This window comes from Sphingopyxis sp. (assembly GCF_016463645.1).
In the GTDB taxonomy this organism is placed as follows: Bacteria; Pseudomonadota; Alphaproteobacteria; order Sphingomonadales; family Sphingomonadaceae; genus Sphingopyxis.
On the sequence record NZ_JAEMQX010000012.1, the window covers coordinates 1 to 17,866 of the forward strand.

Sequence of the window (17,866 nt, forward strand, 5' to 3'; positions counted from 1 at the left end):
GCCGCCAGGGTCCCGCCTTTGCCGATCCGGGTCTCCTCTTCGAGGCGTGTCACCACTCAGCGGCACGACGTTCGTGCTGGCGACCTTCGGGCATTCGTGGAGATCGTAGCCCGCCGTCTCGCGCCCGATCTCGACGAGCTCGCCATGAATGCGCATCACGTCGCCGCTCGCATCGATCAGCGCGTTCTGCACTTTTGCAATCCGCCGGATCGTTCCGTGTCCCATCGCAGCGGGCACGCCCGCGATATCCCGCCGCGCGGTCACGGCGCTGGTCATCAGTGACGACACGGCGATGAGCGCGTCGTCGATGGTGCGTTCGGCTGTGGGCACATCTTCCTGAAGACGCGCAGTATGTGTCAGTTGTCGATCAGGCATAGTCTCTCCTCTCCGGAAAACCCGTAAGCTCCGGCCGTTCACTCGCGTGGTGGAAAGGAGTCAGTTGGCGATGAGTTGGTTCAGCCCTTGCGCAATCCCGATGCCGCCAAGCGTAATCAGGACGAGCAGGAGAAGACCTCCCATAATGATCATCGTGCGCCGGGACGGGTGCTGATCATGCCGCAACAAACTCCTCGACAGCGGTTCCTCTTCCGGTGGCAATGCGGCTTCCGTCTTGCTGTCGCGAAAGGGAAGATGCTTGGCCGGTTCGCCGTCTGAGACGGTCGATGCCATCGGGGCGGGGGGCATGGAAATATCGACCGAATGGTATGCGATCCGGTCGCATATCGCTCGCAGCCGTCCATAGATGATCGCGGTCTCGTCGCGGCTCGCGGCGCCAAGGATATCGCGCGCCGACGTGAGGCGTTGATCGACGGTATATTTGGAAATGCCGAGCTGGCGCGCAATCTGCTTCGAGGTCTGACGTTCCAGCAGCAGCTCGAGGCATGCGTGCTGCTTGTCGGAGAGGCGCGACCAGCGTTCGGCGTCCTCCGGTGTCAAAGACCCCGAATCAGTCATCCGGCATATAAACATAAATGTAGATAGCGTGCCAAATGCGGTGCCCTCGCAACGCCTTAGAGATGATTCCGCATTGGCTACTTCGCTTGTGCACTTGTCTGTTCGCCAGAGCCCTACGCCACGATTTTTCTGTTGAAGCGGGCAAAAGCCTGCGTCTCTTACTCATCCCCGTCGAGCCGGGCGCTTTGCCGGCTTCCAGCAAACGGGGACTTCGATGAACTCAGCTTCCGCCAGGGACGAGGCATTCCAGCGCAGCGCGGGCATGCTGCGCACCGCGCTCGGCGGGGCGATTGCCGAGTGGCTCGCCGATCCCGCCGTCGTCGAGATCATGCTCAATCCCGACGGACGGCTCTGGGTTGATCGGCTCGGCGCCGGCTTGGCCGACAGCGGCCTTCTCCTCGCCGCCCCTGACGGCGAACGCATTATCCGGCTCGTCGCCCATCATGTCGGGGCCGAGGTTCATGCCGGGGCACCCCGGGTTTCGGCGGAGCTCCCGGAAAGCGGGGAGCGGTTCGAGGGGTTGCTGCCGCCGGTGGTGGCGGCGCCGGCCTTCGCCATTCGCAAGCCCGCTGTCGCGGTCTTCACGCTCGGCGATTATGTGGCGGACGGTATCATGGTGGCGGGCGAAGCCATGGCGCTGCGTGCGGCCGTGGCCGATCGCCGGAATATCCTCGTGGCCGGAGGGACCGGCACCGGAAAGACGACCCTCACCAATGCGCTGCTCGCGGAGATTGCGACATCGGATGATCGCATCGTCCTCATCGAAGACACGCGCGAGCTGCAATGTGCGGCGCCCAATCTCGTCGCCCTGCGAACGAAGGATGGTGTCGCTTCGCTTTCCGCTCTCGGGCGCTCTTCGCTTCGCCTTCGCCCCGCGCGCAGTCCGATCGGTGAGGTGAGAGGGGCCGAGGCGCTCGATCTCCTGAAAGCCTGGGGCACCGGTCATCCGGGCGGGGTGGGCACAATCCATGCCGGCAGCGCCATCGGAGCGCTGCGCCGGATGGAGCAGCTCATCCAGGAGGCTGTCGTCACCGTGCCGCGCGCGCTGCTCGCCGACACCATCGATGTCGTCGCCGTGCTCGTTCGCGATGGCGCCGGCCGTCGGCTCTCCGAACTCGCCCGCGTCGACGGGCTTGATCCCGTCACCGGCGACTATCGCATCGCCCCGATTTCCACCCCCCGGACAGGAGTTTCGCAATGACGAAGGATATGAAGCGCCGCCTGCGCGGCGGCAGGATGCTCGACCGCTTCGGCGTCGCTGCCATCACGGCAGCCGGGCTGATCTACACCGCGCCGCTGGCGCATGCCGGTGGATCTTCGATGCCGTGGGAGGCGCCGCTGCAGTCGATCCTCGAGAGCATCGAGGGGCCGGTCGCGAAGATCGTCGCGGTGATCATCATCATCGTGACCGGCCTCAGCCTTGCGTTTGGCGACACGTCCGGCGGCTTCCGCCGGCTCGTGCAGATCGTGTTCGGCCTGTCGATCGCTTTCGCGGCCTCGAGCTTCTTCCTCTCCTTCTTCTCCTTCGGGGGCGGGGCACTCGCCTGATGTTGGCCGAAGCGGACATTCCCGGCTTTTTCGCGCCGGTTCACCGCGCGCTTGCCGAGCCGATCCTGCTCGGCGGCGCGCCGCGAAGTCTTGCGATCGTCAACGGCACGCTCGCGGGCGCGATCGGGCTTGGCCTTCGTCTCTGGATCGTGGGCCTCGCCATCTGGGCGATCGGCCACGCGGTCGCGGTGTGGAGCGCCCGCCGCGACCCCGCCTTCGTCGACGTCGCGCGCCGGCATCTCAAATTTCCAGTCTGGATGAAGCCATGATGAATCTCTCCGAATATCGCACGAAATTCGCTGCGCTTGCCGACTTTCTCCCTTGGGTTGCGCTCGTGGCGGAGGGCGTGGTGCTGAACAAGGACGGGTCGTTCCAGCGATCGGCGCGCTTCCGCGGCCCCGACCTCGACAGCGCCACGCCCGCCGAACTCGTCGCGGTTACCTCGCGACTCAACAATGCCCTGCGTCGCCTTGGTTCTGGATGGGCAGTTTTCGTGGAAGCCCAGCGCGTTGCCGCGCAAAGCTATCCGCACTCCGAATTTCCTGATCCGGTCTCGGAACTGGTCGACGTCGAACGCCGCGAGCAATTCCGCGAGGAAGGGGCACATTTCGAAAGCTTCTATTATCTCACGCTGCTCTGGATGCCGCCCGCCGAGGAGGCAGCGCGCGCCGAAGCCTGGCTTTACGAGGGCCGGTCGAAGACGGGCGTCGATCCGAAGGAACTGCTCGCCAGCTTCACCGACCGGACCGACCGGCTGCTCCACCTCGTCGAAGGCTTCATGCCCGAGGCCGCGTGGCTCGGCGACAGGGAAACGCTGACCTATCTCCACAGCACCGTGTCGACGAAGGTGCAGCGCGTGCGCGTTCCCGAGACGCCGGCCTATCTCGACGCGCTCCTGTCCGACGAGGCGCTCGTGGGCGGTCTCGAGCCGCGCCTTGGCGATCATCATCTGCGCACGCTGACGATCACGGGTTTTCCAAGCGTGACCTTTCCGGGGCTGCTCGACGAGCTCAATCGGCTGGCCTTCGGCTACCGCTGGTCGACCCGGGCCATCATGCTCGACAAGAATGATGCCACGAGGCTGCTGACGAAGATCCGGCGCCAATGGTTCGCGAAGCGCAAATCGGTCGCCGCGATCCTCAAGGAGGTGATGACCAACGAAGCGTCGGTACTGGTCGACAGCGATGCGTCGAACAAGGCCGCCGACGCCGACATGGCGTTGCAGGAACTCGGGGCCGACAGTGCGGGCATCGCCTATGTGACAGCGACCATCACGGTATGGGACCGCGATGCCGGCCTCGCTGCCGAGAAGCTGCGCCTTGTCGAGAAAGTGATCCAGGGCCGCGACTTCACCTGCATGAGCGAAGGCGTGAACGCGATCGAGGCATGGCTCGGCAGCATTCCCGGGCAGGTTTACGCCAATGTCCGCCAGCCGCCAATCTCCACGCTCAATCTCGCCCATATCGTCCCCCTCTCGGCCGTGTGGGCGGGGGCGGAACGGGACGAGCATTTCGGTGACGCCCCCTTGCTATATGGCAAGACCGAAGGCTCGACCCCGTTCCGCTTCTCGCTGCACGTCGGCGACGTCGGCCACACATTGGTGGTCGGCCCCACGGGGGCGGGCAAGTCGGTTCTTCTCGCGCTGATGGCGATGCAATTTCGTCGCTATCCCGGCAGCCAGATTTTCGCGTTCGATTTCGGCGGTTCGATCCGTGCCGCAGCGCTTGGCATGGGCGGCGACTGGCAGGATCTCGGCGGCGCACTCGACGAGAGCGTCCTCGGGGTCGCACTCCAGCCGCTTGCGCGTATCGACGAGGCCGCCGAGCGCGCCTGGGCGGCCGAATGGGTCGCGGCCCTCCTCGCAGCGGAGGGGATTGGCGTCGACCCGGCTGCGAAGGAGCATGTCTGGTCGGCGCTTACCTCGCTGGCGACCGCACCCACCTCCGAGCGCACACTGACCGGGCTCGCGGTCCTGCTCCAGTCGCAAGCGCTGAAACAGGCGCTGTCGCCCTATCTGGTCGGCGGACCATGGGGACGCCTGCTCGATGCCGATGCCGAGCGGCTCGGCGAGGCACGGGTTCAGGTGCTCGAGACCGAGGGGCTAATCGGCGCGGCATCGGCGGCGGCCGTCCTGTCCTACCTGTTCCACCGGATCGAGGGGCGGCTAGACGGCTCGCCTACGCTCATCGTCATCGACGAGGGCTGGCTCGTGCTCGACAGTCCGGCCTTCGCCGCGCAGCTGCGCGAATGGCTGAAGACGCTTCGCAAGAAAAATGCGAGCGTGGTCTTCGCAACGCAGAGCCTCGCCGATATCGAGGCCTCGCCGATCGCGCCTGCGATTATCGAGAGCTGCCCGACCCGCATTTTCCTCCCCAACGAGCGGGCAGCCGAACCGCAGATTGCCCGGGTCTACGAGCGTTTCGGGCTCAACGATCGTCAGATTGAGATTCTGAGCGAGGCTACCCCGAAGCGTGACTATTACTGCCAGTCGCGCCGCGGCAACCGCCTCTTCGAGCTTGGGCTCGGCGACATCGCGCTCGCCTTCTCGGCCGCCTCGTCGAAAACCGACCAGCTGCGGATCGGCGAACTCGTCGAGATGTATGGCGCAAACGGTTTCGCCCCGGCCTGGCTGCGCCACCGCGGCCTCGGCTGGGCCGCCGATCTCATTGCCGGCCTCCAGTCCTCATCCCCCCTGAAGGAGTGATAGCATGAAGAAGTTCCTGACCCGCACCGTGCTCGCGGCGCTGCTCTCCGGCACGTCCGCCGGTCTGCTCGTCGCCGCCAGCCCCGCCGCCGCGCAGATCGGCGGCATCGTCCACGACCCGCGCAACTATTCCCAGAACATCCTGACCGCGGCGCGGACGCTCGAACAGATCAATAACCAGATCAAGCAGCTCCAGAACCAGTCGACGTCGCTGCTCAACGAGGCGAAGAATCTCGCTGCGCTGCCGACTTCAACGCTGCAGCAACTGCAGGGGCAGGTCGACCAGACCCGCCAGCTGCTGAGCGAGGCCCAGCGCATCGCCTATGAGGTGAAGGATGTCCAATCGGCCTTCGAGGGCCGCTACAAGGGCGCGGCGCTGGCGAGTTCGAGCGCGACGATGGTCGCCAATGCCGACGCGCGCTGGAAGGACAGCGTCGGTGCGTTCGAGGACGCGATGAAGGTGCAGGCCGGCATCGTCGGCAATCTCGGCGTCACCCGCCAGTCGATCGGCACGCTCGTCGGTGCCAGCCAGTCGGCGACGGGTGCGCTCCAGGCCGCGCAGGCCGGTAATCAGCTCCTCGCACTTCAATCGCAGCAGCTCGCCGATCTCACCGCCGCGCTCGCGGCGCAGGGCCGCGCGCAGTCGCTCGACGCGGCGCGGAATGCCGCAGCGGAGGCAGAGGCGCGCGAGCGCTTCCGCCGCTTCCGCGGCAAGAACTGACTTGGGACGGACGGCGAAGATCGCGCTCGTCGCAGTGCTGGGGGCGCTGGTCCTCACGCTCGCGTTCGTGGCGGCGGTCTCGTCGTCCGCTCCCGGTGCGTCCGCCCCCCAGATCTCCCGGGCGGACGCACTACCCGTTGTCGCGAGTGTGCCGTCTCACTGCAGAAGCGCAGTGGAGCCAGATCCGGACTGCACAGCTGCATGGGAAGCAAAGCGCCGCCATTTCTTTGGCAAACAGGATGAGAGCAGATGAACGATACCGGCGTTATCGACCAGTTCCTGTCGGTTTTCTCGACCTATATCGACAGCGGCTTCGGCCTGCTTGGCGGCGAGGTCGGCTTTCTCTCCTCGACCCTGATTGTCATCGATGTAACGATCGCCGCGCTCTTCTGGGCCTGGGGCACGGATGAAGACGTGCTGCAGCGGCTGATCAGGAAGACGCTGTACATCGGCGTCTTCGCCTTCATCATCGGCAATTTCGCGGCCCTTGCCGCGATCCTTCTCGAGAGCTTCGCCGGGCTCGGCCTCAAGGCCAGCGGCACCGCGATGGCGATCGGCGACTTCATGCGCCCCGGCATGGTGGCCGCGACGGGCCTCGATGCCGCCGAGCCGTTGCTCGACGCCTCGGCCGATCTCATGGGCCCTGTCGGGCTTTTCACCAACTTCGTCCAGATCATGATTTTGCTCATAGCCTGGGTCATCGTCGTGCTCGCCTTCTTCATCCTCGCGGTGCAGATCTTCGTGACGATCCTCGAATTCAAGCTGGTGACGCTCGCGGGTTTCGTCCTGCTGCCCTTCGCATTCTTCGGGCGCACCGCATTCATGGCCGAGCGTGTGCTTGGTCATGTGATCTCCTCGGGCATCAAGGTGCTCGTGCTGGCCGTCATCACAGGGATTGGCACGACACTTTTCGACCGCTTCATGCAGGCTGGCCTCGGGTCTGAGCCCGACATCGAGCAGGTCATGGCGATCGCGCTCGGCGCGCTCACCCTGCTTGGCCTTGGCATTTTCGGTCCGGGAATCGCGAACGGCGTTGTTGCTGGCGGACCGCAGCTGGGGGCAGGCGCCGCAGCCGGTACAGCCATGGCGGCGGGTGCGACGATCGCGGCCGGTGCGGCCGGCGCAGCTGCAGGCGTCGGAGCTGCGGCGACGGTCGGACGCGGCGCGACAATGGGCGGCGCGCGGGCGGCCGGCTCGGCATCGGCATCCTACGTCCGTGGGGCGGCCGGAAAGCAGGGAGGAGCAGCATTCGCTGGCGGAATGGCGGCTGTCGGACGCGACGCGGCGAGCGCCGCGGCGGCGCCGGTACGCAAGGCTGCAGATCGCATCCGCGAGAGCTTTGCTGCCGGCAAGTCCGGGGCTGCGGAAGCACCCGCCAAGTCGGCCGACGGTCCTCCCGCCTGGGCGGCCTCGCTCCGGCGCCGCCAGACGATGGCGCAGGGCGCCACGATTGCGACGCAGACCCTGAAGGGTGGCGACAGCCATGGCGCGGGAGGCGCGCCCGATATCAGCGAAAAGGAGTGAGGCTTCATGTTTCGACGACCCTCGATCCGCTACGGGGAATCGCCCGTCCCGGTCACCCCCTATCAACGTGCCGCGCAGGTGTGGGACGATCGCATCGGCTCTGCACGCGTACAAGCGAAGAACTGGCGGCTGGCGTTCTTCGGCTGCCTCGCGCTTTCGGGGGGGCTCGCCGGAGGCCTAGTCTGGCTATCGGCGCGCGGCACGATCACGCCTTGGGTCGTCGAGGTCGACAAGCTCGGCGAGGCGAGGGCGGTTGCACCTGCCGGCGCCGACTATGCGCCGTCGGACCCGCAGGTCGCATTTCACCTCGCGCGCTTTATCGAGCATGTGCGATCGATCCCGGCGGACCCGATCGTGCTGCGCGAAGACTGGCTCGCGGCCTATGATTTTGCGAGTGATACCGGCGCGCAGGCCCTCAATGACTATGCGAGGAACGACGATCCATTTGCTGAGGTCGGCAAATTCCAGGTGGCTGTGGACGTGTCGAGTGTCATTCGCGCGTCGAAAGACAGCTTTCGCATCGCGTGGACCGAGCGGCGATATCAGGACGGCAGCCTGATCGAAAAGTCGCGCTGGTCCGCGATCCTGACTGTTCGCGTCGACCCGCCGCGCACCCCCGACGCCATCAGGAAGAACCCTCTGGGTCTCTTCGTCACTGCCATTTCATGGTCAAAGGAGCTCAACCAATGACGCGCAAATTTGTGCATCTACTCGTCGCCACGCCGCTTCTTGCAGCCGTATCGGTCTCTGCGGAGCCAGCCGATCCGAAGCAGCGGGTTGGACGCGCCAATGCCGAAGCGCGGGTCCAGCCGGACCGGCAGGCCTATCGCAACGCCATCCAGCAATATGCCTGGGCGGAGGGGGCGCTCTATCAGGTCTATGCGGCACCCGGACAGGTCACCGACATCGTATTGCAGGAGGGCGAAACGCTGGTAGGGCCAGGACCGGTCGCGGCGGGCGACACGGTGCGCTGGATTATCGGCGATACGCTCAGCGGCTCGGGCGCCTCGCGGCGGGTTCATTTGCTGGTGAAGCCCACCCGCTCCGACATTTCCACCAACCTGGTCATCAACACCGATCGCCGGACCTATCATGTCGAACTGCGCGCGACGCCGGCGACCTACATGGCGTCGGTATCCTGGACCTATCCCGCAGACGAGTTGATCGCGCTGCGCGCCGCGGAGGCCGAACGTGAGCGCCTCGCGCCTGTCGCCGCGGGCCTCGACCTCGCAGCCCTCAACTTCGGTTACCGCATCTCGGGCGACAAGGTCGGGTGGAAGCCGCTGCGCGTGTTCGACGACGGACGCCAGACGTTCGTGGAATTTGCCGAAGGCATCGGGTCCGACGAGATGCCACCGATTTTCGGCCTCAATCCGCGGGGCGAGGCTGAACTGGTCAACTACCGCATCAACGGACGGTATCTGATCGTTGATCGTCTGCTCGATCTCGCCGTTCTGCGACTTGGCGTCGGCAAGGCCGCGCGCGAAGTTCGTATCCGACGCGAAAAAGCACGTGGGGGTCGATCGTGAACGCTCCCGAACCGGCGGTAGTGGCGCCGCACGACGTCGAAGGGCCCGAAGCCGTTGCGCCTGAGAGCCCCGACGGCTTTCGCCTCGGCGCCGAGCCGCCGCGTGTGATGCGTCTGTCGCGCAAGGCACTGGCGGCGATGGGCGGGACTGCCGGCGTCGTGATCGGAGGTGCGCTCCTCTACGCGCTACAGCCCGCAGACCCGAAGGATCCTGAGAACCTTTATCGCACGGAAGGTCGGGCCAGGGCCGACGCGCTTACGAGCGCCCCGGCGGATTATGGCTCGGTTCCCAAGCTTGGGCCGCCTCTGCCCGGTGACCTCGGCAGACCGATCGTCTCGGCTCAGGCCGACGGTAATCCGGTCCCGGTGCCTCCGATCGGCGGGCATTCCGCCACGGGCAGCCAAAATCCTGAAGAGCAAGCGCGCGCCCGAGCTGAGCAGGAGCGCGAAACCGCGCGCGCGAGCAGGCTGTTTCTCGGCTCGGGTACTGCGACGACCGAAGCAATCCCGCTTCCATTACCAACGCTCGCACGCGCCGGTGATGTGTCGACGGAACGTCCGACCACGGCCACTTCTCGCCGCGCATTTCTCGCCCAGGACAGCAAGGAGCCGGAAAGCGGCGAGCGTGTCCGTGCAGCCAGTTCGGCTCACATTCTTCAAGCGGGAAGCATCATTCCCGCCGCGCTTATCACCGCGATCCATTCTGACCTTCCCGGACAGGTGACCGCGCAGGTTACGCAGAATGTTTATGACAGCCCCACCGGCCACATATTGCTCATCCCGCAGGGCGCGCGACTGGTCGGCGAATATGACAGTGAGATCTCGGCTGGCCAGGATCGGGTGCTGCTCGCGTGGGAGCGCCTCATCTTGCCCGGCGGTCGATCGATAGCGCTGGGGCGCGAACCGGGCACCGACGCAGCCGGCATGGCGGGCGTCGCAGACCGGACCAACTTTCATTGGGGACGGATGCTGCGCGCGGCCTTTGTGTCGACCTTGCTCGGCGTCGGTGCGGAACTGGGGACGGATAGCGACGACCGGCTTGTCCGCGCTCTCCGTAGCGGGACCCAGGACAGCGCTGCCGAGACCGGGCGCAAGCTCGTCGAGCGCGAGCTTCGGGTGCCGCCGACGCTGACGATCCGGCCCGGCGCCACGTTGCGCGTGCTGGTGACGCGCGATCTCATCGTCGAGGCGGTGGGGGAGGTCCGGTGAGCAAGCTTCGCCTGGGCGCGCTCGACGAGGAGAAGCCGGTCAAGCTCAGCGTCGAGCTCGGCGGTGCGCTGATGCGCGACCTCCGGGCCTATGCCGAGGTTCATGCAAAGCTCACTGGTCTTGCCGCTCCGCTTCCGGCGGAGCGGCTCGTGCCGGCGATGGTCGAGCGGTTTATCGCCGGTGACCGCGAGTTCAGCAAGCAGCGCCGCCGCGGATAGCCGCACGTGGGCGCAGCGCATCAGTAATCTAACGTCGGTTTTCTGGCGCAGCGGACTGCAAGGTGAAGCTTTGGCGAATTTGACCTCCGAACCCGGACCTCTTCATCCGACGTCGCCGCTATCGATCGAGCCGGTCAGCATGCGGATCCCTGATGCCTGCCGTTTTACGGGCATTAGCAGGAGCACGCTGTACCTGCTGATAAACCGAGGCGAGGTCGGAGTCGTCAAACTCGGATCTTCAACCTTGGTGCTCACGGAAAGCCTTCGTGACTTCATTCGTCGCCGACATGTCGAGCAGTTGGGGCAGCGTGGCGAGGAGGTTCCGTCGCGCGGATAGTGGTGGCTTCGGAAAACAAATATAATATGGCCTTGGATCTGTTACAGCCAAATAAATTCAGATCATAGTATAGACAAGGGAAGCGGGAAATGGCATTAGAAATTCACAGTCCAATATGTATCGCGTAAACTACGTAGGAACATGTGTGGGGACTGGGATTTTGGAAGCTACGGTTTTAGAATTAATTCAGTAGGTTGCCTTCCTGCTTATTTATTCCTCCGTCTCCGCCACCTTCCCTCTTCCCGATCGGACCGAGCCGCTTCCCGGCACGAGCATATCGGCGCGCGCGGTCCGCATCGTCGATCGCTTCGGCTTTCCATGGCCTTTTTCGTGCCCCGATCGGCGAACCGCGCCCTTCGCGGAACCGTCGCTCCGGAAGGCGGAATCATATTGTAATTGAGAATCGTTCGCGATAATGCCGCGACATCCTTCCCGACCAGAATGTTCCGATGCACGCACCCACATCCTCGCGACCGGCGACCAGGAAAAGCCGGAAAGCCTTCTGGCTGAAACAGCTCCATATGTGGCACTGGATGAGCTCGGCCGTCAGCCTGATCGGCCTGCTGCTGTTCGCGATCACCGGTTTCACGCTCAATCACGCGGCCGATATCGAGGGGACGCCGGTCGTCACGCAGCAATCGGCGCAACTGCCGCCGGCGCTGCTCACACGCCTGAAGGCGGCGGTTCCCGACGCCGAAAAAGCGCCGCTGCCCGCCGACATCGCCGCGTGGGTCGAGCAAAGCTTCCCCGTCAAGGCGTCGGCCGATGCCGAATGGTCGGCGGACGAAGTCTATCTGCCCGCGCCGCGCCCCGGCGGCGACGCGTGGGTCGTGATCGACCTTGCGACGGGAGAGGCGTCGAGCGAAGTCACCGGCCGCGGCTGGATCTCCTACCTCAACGATCTCCACAAGGGCCGCAATTCGGGTGGCGAGTGGAGCCTGTTCATCGACATCTTCGCCTTCGCCTGCCTCGTCTTCGCGATCACCGGGTTGTTCCTGCTCCAGCTCCATTCGGCGAAACGCAGGAGCACCTGGCCGCTCGTCGGGCTGGGACTCGCGATCCCCGCCGTCATCGCGATCATCTTCATCCATTAGGGAGACCCTCATGCAGCTTTCCACCCCTGCGCGCATCCTCGGCGGCACGATCGGCCTCGGTGCCGTGTTCGGCGCGCCCGCCTTCGCCGCCAACCCGGGCACGATGGACGTGACGATCAACATCCCGCGGCTGAAGGTCGCCGAATATCACAAGCCCTATGTCGCGATCTGGGTCGAAAAGGCGGGCGCCCCCGCAAAGACCGTCGCCGTCTGGTACGATTACGACATGAAGGCGAACGAGGGCACGAAATGGCTTCGCGACGTGCGCCAGTGGTGGCGCGCCGCGGGGCGCTCGATGACCTTCCCCGCGAATGGCATCACCGGCGCGACGCGCGCGCCCGGCGCACACAAGGTCTCCTTCACGCGCGCGCAGCTCGGCGCCACCGCTCCGGGCCAGTACACGCTGGTGATCGAGGCGGCGCGCGAGGTCGGCGGCCGCGAGCTTCTGCGCATCCCCTTCACCTGGCCGGCAAAGGCCGGGACGGGCGGGCGCGCCGCCGGGACGACCGAACTGGGGGCCGTTTCGGTCGCCTTCCGCTAAAGCTGAAAGGACAGGGATATGAAGAAGCGAATCTGGAGTTTCACCGCGACCGCCGCGCTCGCGGCGCTGGTCGCCGTTCCGGCCTCGGCGCATCGTCAATGGATGCTGCCGTCGTCGACCGTCCTCTCGGGCGATGACGTCTGGGTCACCGTCGACGCCGCGGTGTCGAACGACCTCTTCTATTTCGAGCACCAGCCGCTCCGCCTCGACGCGATGAAGGCATGGGCGCCCGACGGCAGCGAGGCGGCGATCGAAAACAGGGCGACGGGGCGCTATCGCAGCACCTTCGACGTCCATCTGACGCAGAAGGGGACATGGCGCATCGCTTCGGTCGCGGACATGCTGATGGGCAGCTATGACCTGAACGGCAAGACCGAGCGCCTGCCGCGCGGGACCACGGCCGCCAATCTCGCCGAGCGCATCCCCGCCGGCGCAACCAATGTGAAGACCGCCGAGGCGAACAATCGCAACGAGATTTTCGTGACCGTCGGCGAACCGACGACGACCTTGTTCAAGCCGACGGGCAAGGGGATCGAGCTCGTCCCGGTGACGCATCCCAACGATCTCATCGCGGGCGAGGCGGCGACCTTCCGGTTCCTGCTCGACGGCAAACCCGCCGCGGGCCTGCCGGTCACGGTGATCCCCGGCGGTATCCGCTATCGCGACCAGCTCGGGCAGATGGACCTCAGGACCGGCGCCGACGGCGAGGTGGTCGTCAACTGGGCCGAACCCGGCCTCTATTGGCTGAACGTCACGACGCCGCAGGCCGGGCGCGAAGAGGGCGCGCCCGAGCCGGCACCGCAGCGCCGCGCGAGCTATGTCACGACGCTGGAAGTGCTGGCACCCTGACCGACCGCATCCTGATCCCCCGCGCGCTCACGCCCGCGGCCTTTGCCGGGCGTGACGCCGGGGCGATCGTCGAAAGCTTTTCCGGCGAGACGATGGGGACAAGCTGGTCGCTGCAGGCGGTATCGCCGCCTGCGGAGACGGAGGCCGGCGTGCAGGCGGCGCTCGACCGCGTCGTCGCGCAGATGAGCCAGTGGGAACCGGACTCCGACCTTTCACGCTTCAACTGCGCCGCACCCGGCGAATGGCACGATATTCCCGCCGAGTTCGGCCATGTCGTCGGGGAGGCGCTTGACATTGCACGCGCGAGCGGCGGCGCCTTCGATCCGGGTCTTGGCCGCATCACCGATGCATGGGGATTCGGTAGCGCGGGTCCGGTCGGCCATCCCCCCGTCGCCAGCGATCCGCCCGCAAGACGGACGATCGAATTCGACCCCGCGACGCGGCGCATCCGGCGCGGTGAGGCGGCGGCGCTCGACCTTTCGGGCATCGCGAAGGGCTATGGCGTCGACCTCGCCGCCGAATGGCTGCTGGGGCAGGGCGTACGGCACTTCCTGCTCGAGGTCGGCGGCGAACTGCGCGGCGAGGGAATCCGGCCCGATGGCCAGCCGTGGTGGGTCGATGTCGAAATGCCGCCGACCTGCTCGCTTCCCGGCTGTCGTGTCGCGCTGCACGATCTGTCGGTCGCGACCTCGGGTAATTATCGCCGCTATTTCAGTATGGATGGCGAGCATTATTCGCACAGCTTCGACCCCGCATCGGGGCGCCCGATCGTCAACGGCGTTTCTTCGGTCACGGTGCTGCATCGCCAGTGCATGGTGGCTGACGGATGGGCAACGGCGCTGACCGTGCTGGGGCCGCAGGCGGCGCTCGCGCTGGCCGAGGCACAGGGTCTCGCCGCCTGTATCGTTGAGGGCGACCGCGAATATATATCGCGCGCCTGGCGCACGATGATGGACTAGAGTTCCATTATATCGTCATCCCGGACTTGATCCGGGATCTATTGCCGCACGGAAGTTATGAATCCCGGATCAAGTCCGGGATGACGAGTAAATTCAAACACTGTCCATTAGCTGTCGGCCCACTGCCGCAGCAGATTGTGATAGACCCCCGTCAGGCGAACGACCGTCGCATCGCCCTGACCGAGCGCCGCTGCCGCGCCCTGAACCCCGATGTCGAGGTCGAACAGCAGGTTGCGCTGCCCTTGGTCGCGCACCATCGACTGGATCCACATGAAGCTGGCCACGCGCGTTCCCGATGTGACGGGTTCGACGCGATGAACGGTCGTCGACGGATAGAGGATCATATGGCCGGCGGGCAATTTCAGACCCGGCTCTTGCGCAAAGCCTTCGATGACGAGGCCGCCGCCGTCATAGCTGTCGGGATCGGCAAGGAACAGCGTTGCCGACAGGTCGCTGCGCATGCGGAAATCGCTGCCGCGCCGCATACGGATCGCATTGTCGATATGGTCGCCGAAATTCTCGCCGCCCGCATAGCGGTTGAAATAGGGCGGATAGATTTTGAGCGGCAGCGCCGCCGCGATGAACAGGGGTGCGCGGCCCAGCGCGTCGAGAACGATGCGCCCCGCCTCCGCGGCGGCTTCGCCGAATTCGGGAAGCTGCCGGTTGCGCTTCGCCAGCGCAGCCTGCGGACCCGACGTCTCGTTGCCGTCGATCCAGTCGGCGGCGTCGAGAATCGAGCGGAGCTTTGCGACGCCGTCGGCGTCGAGCACGTCGGGAATGATGCGGATCATGGCGCCGCTTCTAGGGTCGGAATCCATGAATTGCACGTTCGAGGCGTCGAAATGGCGAAGATATCGCGTTCAGGCGGATGCCGCGGGTAGCATCGCTACCCGCAGGGCCGCGTGGATGCGAGATCGAAGCCATTTCGGCGTCCCTTCGGGATTTGATCGGTTTTGCCCATGGCTTCGTCGGAAAGTATTGAAATATCGACATATTCCTGCGCCTTGCCTCCTCGCCCCGAGCAAAATCGCTTCAAACCTCGAACGTGCAATTCATGGATTCCGACCCTGAGCTGAAAGGGGCGGGAACGGCAATCGCCGCGCCCGCCCATCGGGATCAGAAGTTGTAGAACAGGCTGAACACCGCCGAGCGCGAGTCGCCGGGGGTCGCCCAGCCGCCCGATACGGCGCCGCCCGTGACAGCACCGGGGGTCGCGCTGCCGTTCGGCGCTACCACGCCAGCACCGACATTATTGCGGACGCCGGTGTAATAATCCTCGTTCGTCAGGTTGCTGATGTTGAGCTGCGCCACCAGACCGTTCCTGAAGTCATACGAGACGAAAGCGCGGTGGATCAGATAGTCGTCGACCATGAACTGCGTCCGTTGCGCGACGTTGCGCTGGTTGGTCGCGAATTTGCCCTGATAGGTAAGGCCATAACCGATCTGTAGCCCGAACGGGAATACATAGGTCGTGAACAGGCTGCCCGAATGCTTCGGCGTCTGGATCAGCCGATCGCCGGCCTGCGGATCGCGAAGCGCGGCGGTGTTGTTGCAAGGCGCGCGGGCCGGAACCGTGAGCGGCTGCGGATCGGGGTTGGCGAGGCAGTAATCCGAGACACTCTGTCGCACTTCGCTGTCGAGATAGGTGTAATTGGCGAAGATCGCCCATTCGGGCGTGACATTGCCGCTGATGCCGAGCGCGAGGCCGTCGACGCGCGATTTGCCGTCGAGCACCTGCAGCGAGTTGGGCTGTGCGGGGTCGTTCGACGGCGTGCGGAAATTGGTGCGCTCGTTGCGGAACAGCGCGGCGGTCAGCAGCAGCTTCCTGTCGAACAGCTCGGCCTTGGCCCCGATCTCGTAGGTCCGCGCCTTTTCGGGCGCCACCGCGCACGGATCGGCCGCGCCCGGCGTTGCCGCCAGGCCGCAGCCCGCGCGCACGGTCGCCGAGGTCGGCGTCTTGGCATTGCCATAGGCCGCGTACAGGCTGACATTCTCGACCGGATGGAAGACCGCGCCAAAACGCCAGGAAAAGAGATTTTCGTCGCTGATCTGCTCGGCGCCGCGCGTGTAGACGGCACCGGCTGCGGGCGTCGTCACCGTGTCGGCGCGGAAGACCGTCCGCACGCTTTCATAGCGGAGGCCGGCATTCAGCTCGAACATCGGCGAGATTTCGAGCGTGTCGAACGCGTAGACGGCAAGGTTGCGTGTGTCGCCATAGCTGTTGCCGGTGCGGATATAGTTCACCGGGCCGGTCCAGACCGTGTTCGGGTTCGACAGGCTGATCGGGGGCTGCGCCGGGTTGGGCGTCGCGCCGTCAGGGTTGCGCAGCAGCTGCGCATTCTCGATCGAATAATCTTCCTGCGTGTAGGACGCGCCGATCACGAGCGTGTTGAACAGGCCGCCCTTCGCGCCGCTGACGACGGTGAGGTCGGTCTGGTTGTGGACCAGGTCGTTGACCTGATCGCGGACAAGGCCGCGCGGGCCGGCCGGATAATAGAAGCCCGGCGTATTCTGGCCGGTCGGGCAGGCGCTGCCGACCGTCGCGTTGGCGCCGCCGCCGATCGGCTGCAGCCCGCTCGCAAGACAGAAGACGCCCTGCGGCGCGCTCGTCTGGCTGTACTGGTGCACGCGCTGCCAGCGGGTCAGGTTGCGGATCGAGACATTGTCGCTGAATGCGTGGCGGAAGGTCGCGGTCAGGCGATCGACCTTGGTCTTCTGTTCGTCGAGATTGACGATGCCGAAATAGTCGCTGTCGTCGACGCCGGCGAGCGGGCCGTCGTTCACGCCGCTGAGGAAGAAGGGGACGCCATAGATCGGCGTGTTGTCGTCGTCCTGGTGGATATAGGCGAGCGTCAGGCTGGTGTCGCTGTCGACGCCGAGCGTGATCGACGGCGCGACGCCCCAGCGCCGGTAGGATTCGACGTCGCGGCCGGGCACGTCATTCTCGTGATACATCGCGTTGATGCGAACCGCGATCAGGTCGCTCACCCGCCAGTTGCTGTCGACCGCGGCGCGATAATAATTGTCGGTGCCGACCGCCGCCTGCACCGTCGTCGCGTTGCGCGCGAAGGGGATCTTGCTGACGAGGTTGATCGTGCCGCCGACGCTGCCCGATCCGTTGAAGACCGAGTTGGCGCCGTTATAGACCTCGATCTGCTGCAGGTTGAACGGGTCGGTGCGGCTGTACTGCGCGCTGTCGCGCACGCCGTCGACGGTCAGGTCGTTGTTCGCCGAATAGCCGCGCAGGTTGATCGAGTCGCCATAGCCGCCGCCGCCTTCGCCGGCGCCGAAGGTGATGCCGGGGATCGTCGTGAGCGCATCGCGGAGCGTCAGCAGATTCTGCTGGCGGATCTGTTCCTGCGACACGACCGTGACCGTCTGCGGCGTATCGACGATCGGCGCGGTCGATTTGGGCGATTCCACCTCGGTCGCGAGCGTGCCGCTGACGATGATGTCGCTGCGGCCGCCCGGCGCATCCTGCGCCGCGTCGGCGTTGGCTGCGAGCGCGGGCGCGCTGATCAGGCTGCCCACGCAGGAGAGCGCGAGGAACGAAGCGGATGACGATGGCTTCACGGTAAACCCCCTGTTTTGTGATTGGTTCGGAGGCGCCGCTATTGAGAGTCGCTTGCAATGTCAACTCTAATGCGAATCATTCGCGATATTGTCGCAATTGCGTCCCG

20 protein-coding genes are annotated in these 17,866 nt (G+C 65.4%); 16 read left to right on the forward strand and 4 right to left on the reverse strand.

Features of this window, described 5'->3' with window-relative positions; all coding sequences use genetic code 11:
- Together JHC57_RS04900 and JHC57_RS04905 are read right to left on the reverse strand one after the other, a co-directional pair.
- A partial coding sequence (locus JHC57_RS04900; RefSeq protein WP_294028888.1) for a hypothetical protein occupies positions 1-375 on the reverse strand: 375 nt, incomplete at its 3' end.
- Positions 376-435: 60 nt separating this feature from the next.
- Positions 436-954, reverse strand: a complete 519-nt coding sequence (locus tag JHC57_RS04905; protein ID WP_294028889.1) for a helix-turn-helix transcriptional regulator — start codon at positions 952-954, stop codon at positions 436-438.
- A 214-nt stretch (positions 955-1,168) separates the two neighbouring features.
- On the opposite strand from JHC57_RS04905, the gene trbB reads away from it, so the two are divergent.
- From trbB to JHC57_RS04980, 16 genes are all read left to right on the forward strand, one after another.
- Positions 1,169-2,155, forward strand: a complete 987-nt coding sequence (gene trbB / locus JHC57_RS04910) for a P-type conjugative transfer ATPase TrbB (RefSeq protein WP_294028890.1) — start codon at positions 1,169-1,171, stop codon at positions 2,153-2,155.
- A 35-nt stretch (positions 2,156-2,190) separates the two neighbouring features.
- Positions 2,191-2,502, forward strand: a complete 312-nt coding sequence (locus JHC57_RS04915; protein WP_294028938.1) for a TrbC/VirB2 family protein — start codon at positions 2,191-2,193, stop codon at positions 2,500-2,502.
- Entirely contained in the window at positions 2,502-2,771 is a 270-nt protein-coding gene (locus JHC57_RS04920) for a VirB3 family type IV secretion system protein (protein WP_294028891.1), read from the forward strand. The genes JHC57_RS04915 and JHC57_RS04920 overlap by 1 nt, the downstream gene beginning before the upstream one ends.
- Complete coding sequence (trbE, locus tag JHC57_RS04925) at positions 2,768-5,206, forward strand: conjugal transfer protein TrbE (RefSeq protein ID WP_294028892.1); 2,439 nt, start codon at positions 2,768-2,770, stop codon at positions 5,204-5,206. The genes JHC57_RS04920 and trbE overlap by 4 nt, the downstream gene beginning before the upstream one ends.
- A gap of 4 nt (positions 5,207-5,210) precedes the next feature.
- Positions 5,211-5,927 (forward strand): P-type conjugative transfer protein TrbJ, encoded by a 717-nt coding sequence (trbJ, locus tag JHC57_RS04930; RefSeq protein ID WP_294028893.1) that lies wholly within the window; start codon positions 5,211-5,213, stop codon positions 5,925-5,927.
- Positions 5,869-6,180: a putative entry exclusion protein TrbK-alt gene (trbK-alt, locus tag JHC57_RS22490; RefSeq protein ID WP_366928527.1), complete on the forward strand. Its 312-nt coding sequence runs from the start codon at positions 5,869-5,871 to the stop codon at positions 6,178-6,180. Before trbJ ends, trbK-alt begins: the two co-directional genes overlap by 59 nt.
- The gene (gene trbL / locus JHC57_RS04935) at positions 6,177-7,451 is read left to right on the forward strand and encodes a P-type conjugative transfer protein TrbL (protein ID WP_294028894.1); all 1,275 of its coding nucleotides are present in this window, start codon (positions 6,177-6,179) and stop codon (positions 7,449-7,451) included. Before trbK-alt ends, trbL begins: the two co-directional genes overlap by 4 nt.
- A 6-nt stretch (positions 7,452-7,457) precedes the next feature.
- Positions 7,458-8,141, forward strand: a complete 684-nt coding sequence (gene trbF, locus JHC57_RS04940; RefSeq protein WP_294028895.1) for a conjugal transfer protein TrbF — start codon at positions 7,458-7,460, stop codon at positions 8,139-8,141.
- Positions 8,138-8,980, forward strand: a complete 843-nt coding sequence (gene trbG, locus JHC57_RS04945) for a P-type conjugative transfer protein TrbG (RefSeq protein WP_294028896.1) — start codon at positions 8,138-8,140, stop codon at positions 8,978-8,980. The genes trbF and trbG overlap by 4 nt, the downstream gene beginning before the upstream one ends.
- Complete coding sequence (locus JHC57_RS04950; protein ID WP_294028897.1) at positions 8,977-10,188, forward strand: TrbI/VirB10 family protein; 1,212 nt, start codon at positions 8,977-8,979, stop codon at positions 10,186-10,188. Before trbG ends, JHC57_RS04950 begins: the two co-directional genes overlap by 4 nt.
- Positions 10,185-10,406 (forward strand): DUF2274 domain-containing protein, encoded by a 222-nt coding sequence (locus JHC57_RS04955; protein WP_294028898.1) that lies wholly within the window; start codon positions 10,185-10,187, stop codon positions 10,404-10,406. The genes JHC57_RS04950 and JHC57_RS04955 overlap by 4 nt, the downstream gene beginning before the upstream one ends.
- Before the next feature lie 139 nt (positions 10,407-10,545).
- Positions 10,546-10,743 (forward strand): helix-turn-helix domain-containing protein, encoded by a 198-nt coding sequence (locus tag JHC57_RS04960; protein WP_294028939.1) that lies wholly within the window; start codon positions 10,546-10,548, stop codon positions 10,741-10,743.
- Positions 10,744-11,192: 449 nt separating this feature from the next.
- On the forward strand, positions 11,193-11,837 hold the full coding sequence (locus JHC57_RS04965) for a PepSY-associated TM helix domain-containing protein (RefSeq protein ID WP_294028899.1): 645 nt from the start codon (positions 11,193-11,195) through the stop codon (positions 11,835-11,837).
- 10 nt (positions 11,838-11,847) lie between these two features.
- A complete protein-coding gene (locus JHC57_RS04970) occupies positions 11,848-12,378 on the forward strand; it encodes a DUF2271 domain-containing protein (RefSeq protein WP_294028900.1) in 531 nt (176 codons plus the stop codon).
- An 18-nt stretch (positions 12,379-12,396) separates the two neighbouring features.
- Positions 12,397-13,227: a DUF4198 domain-containing protein gene (locus tag JHC57_RS04975; protein WP_294028901.1), complete on the forward strand. Its 831-nt coding sequence runs from the start codon at positions 12,397-12,399 to the stop codon at positions 13,225-13,227.
- Entirely contained in the window at positions 13,119-14,186 is a 1,068-nt protein-coding gene (locus tag JHC57_RS04980; protein WP_294028902.1) for an FAD:protein FMN transferase, read from the forward strand. Before JHC57_RS04975 ends, JHC57_RS04980 begins: the two co-directional genes overlap by 109 nt.
- A 107-nt stretch (positions 14,187-14,293) precedes the next feature.
- Here the strand turns inward: JHC57_RS04980 and JHC57_RS04985 are convergent, their stop codons facing one another.
- Entirely contained in the window at positions 14,294-14,977 is a 684-nt protein-coding gene (locus JHC57_RS04985; RefSeq protein WP_294028903.1) for a Fe2+-dependent dioxygenase, read from the reverse strand.
- Positions 14,978-15,302: 325 nt separating this feature from the next.
- The gene (locus tag JHC57_RS04990) at positions 15,303-17,759 is read right to left on the reverse strand and encodes a TonB-dependent siderophore receptor (RefSeq protein WP_294028904.1); all 2,457 of its coding nucleotides are present in this window, start codon (positions 17,757-17,759) and stop codon (positions 15,303-15,305) included.
- Positions 17,760-17,866 lie beyond the last annotated feature (107 nt).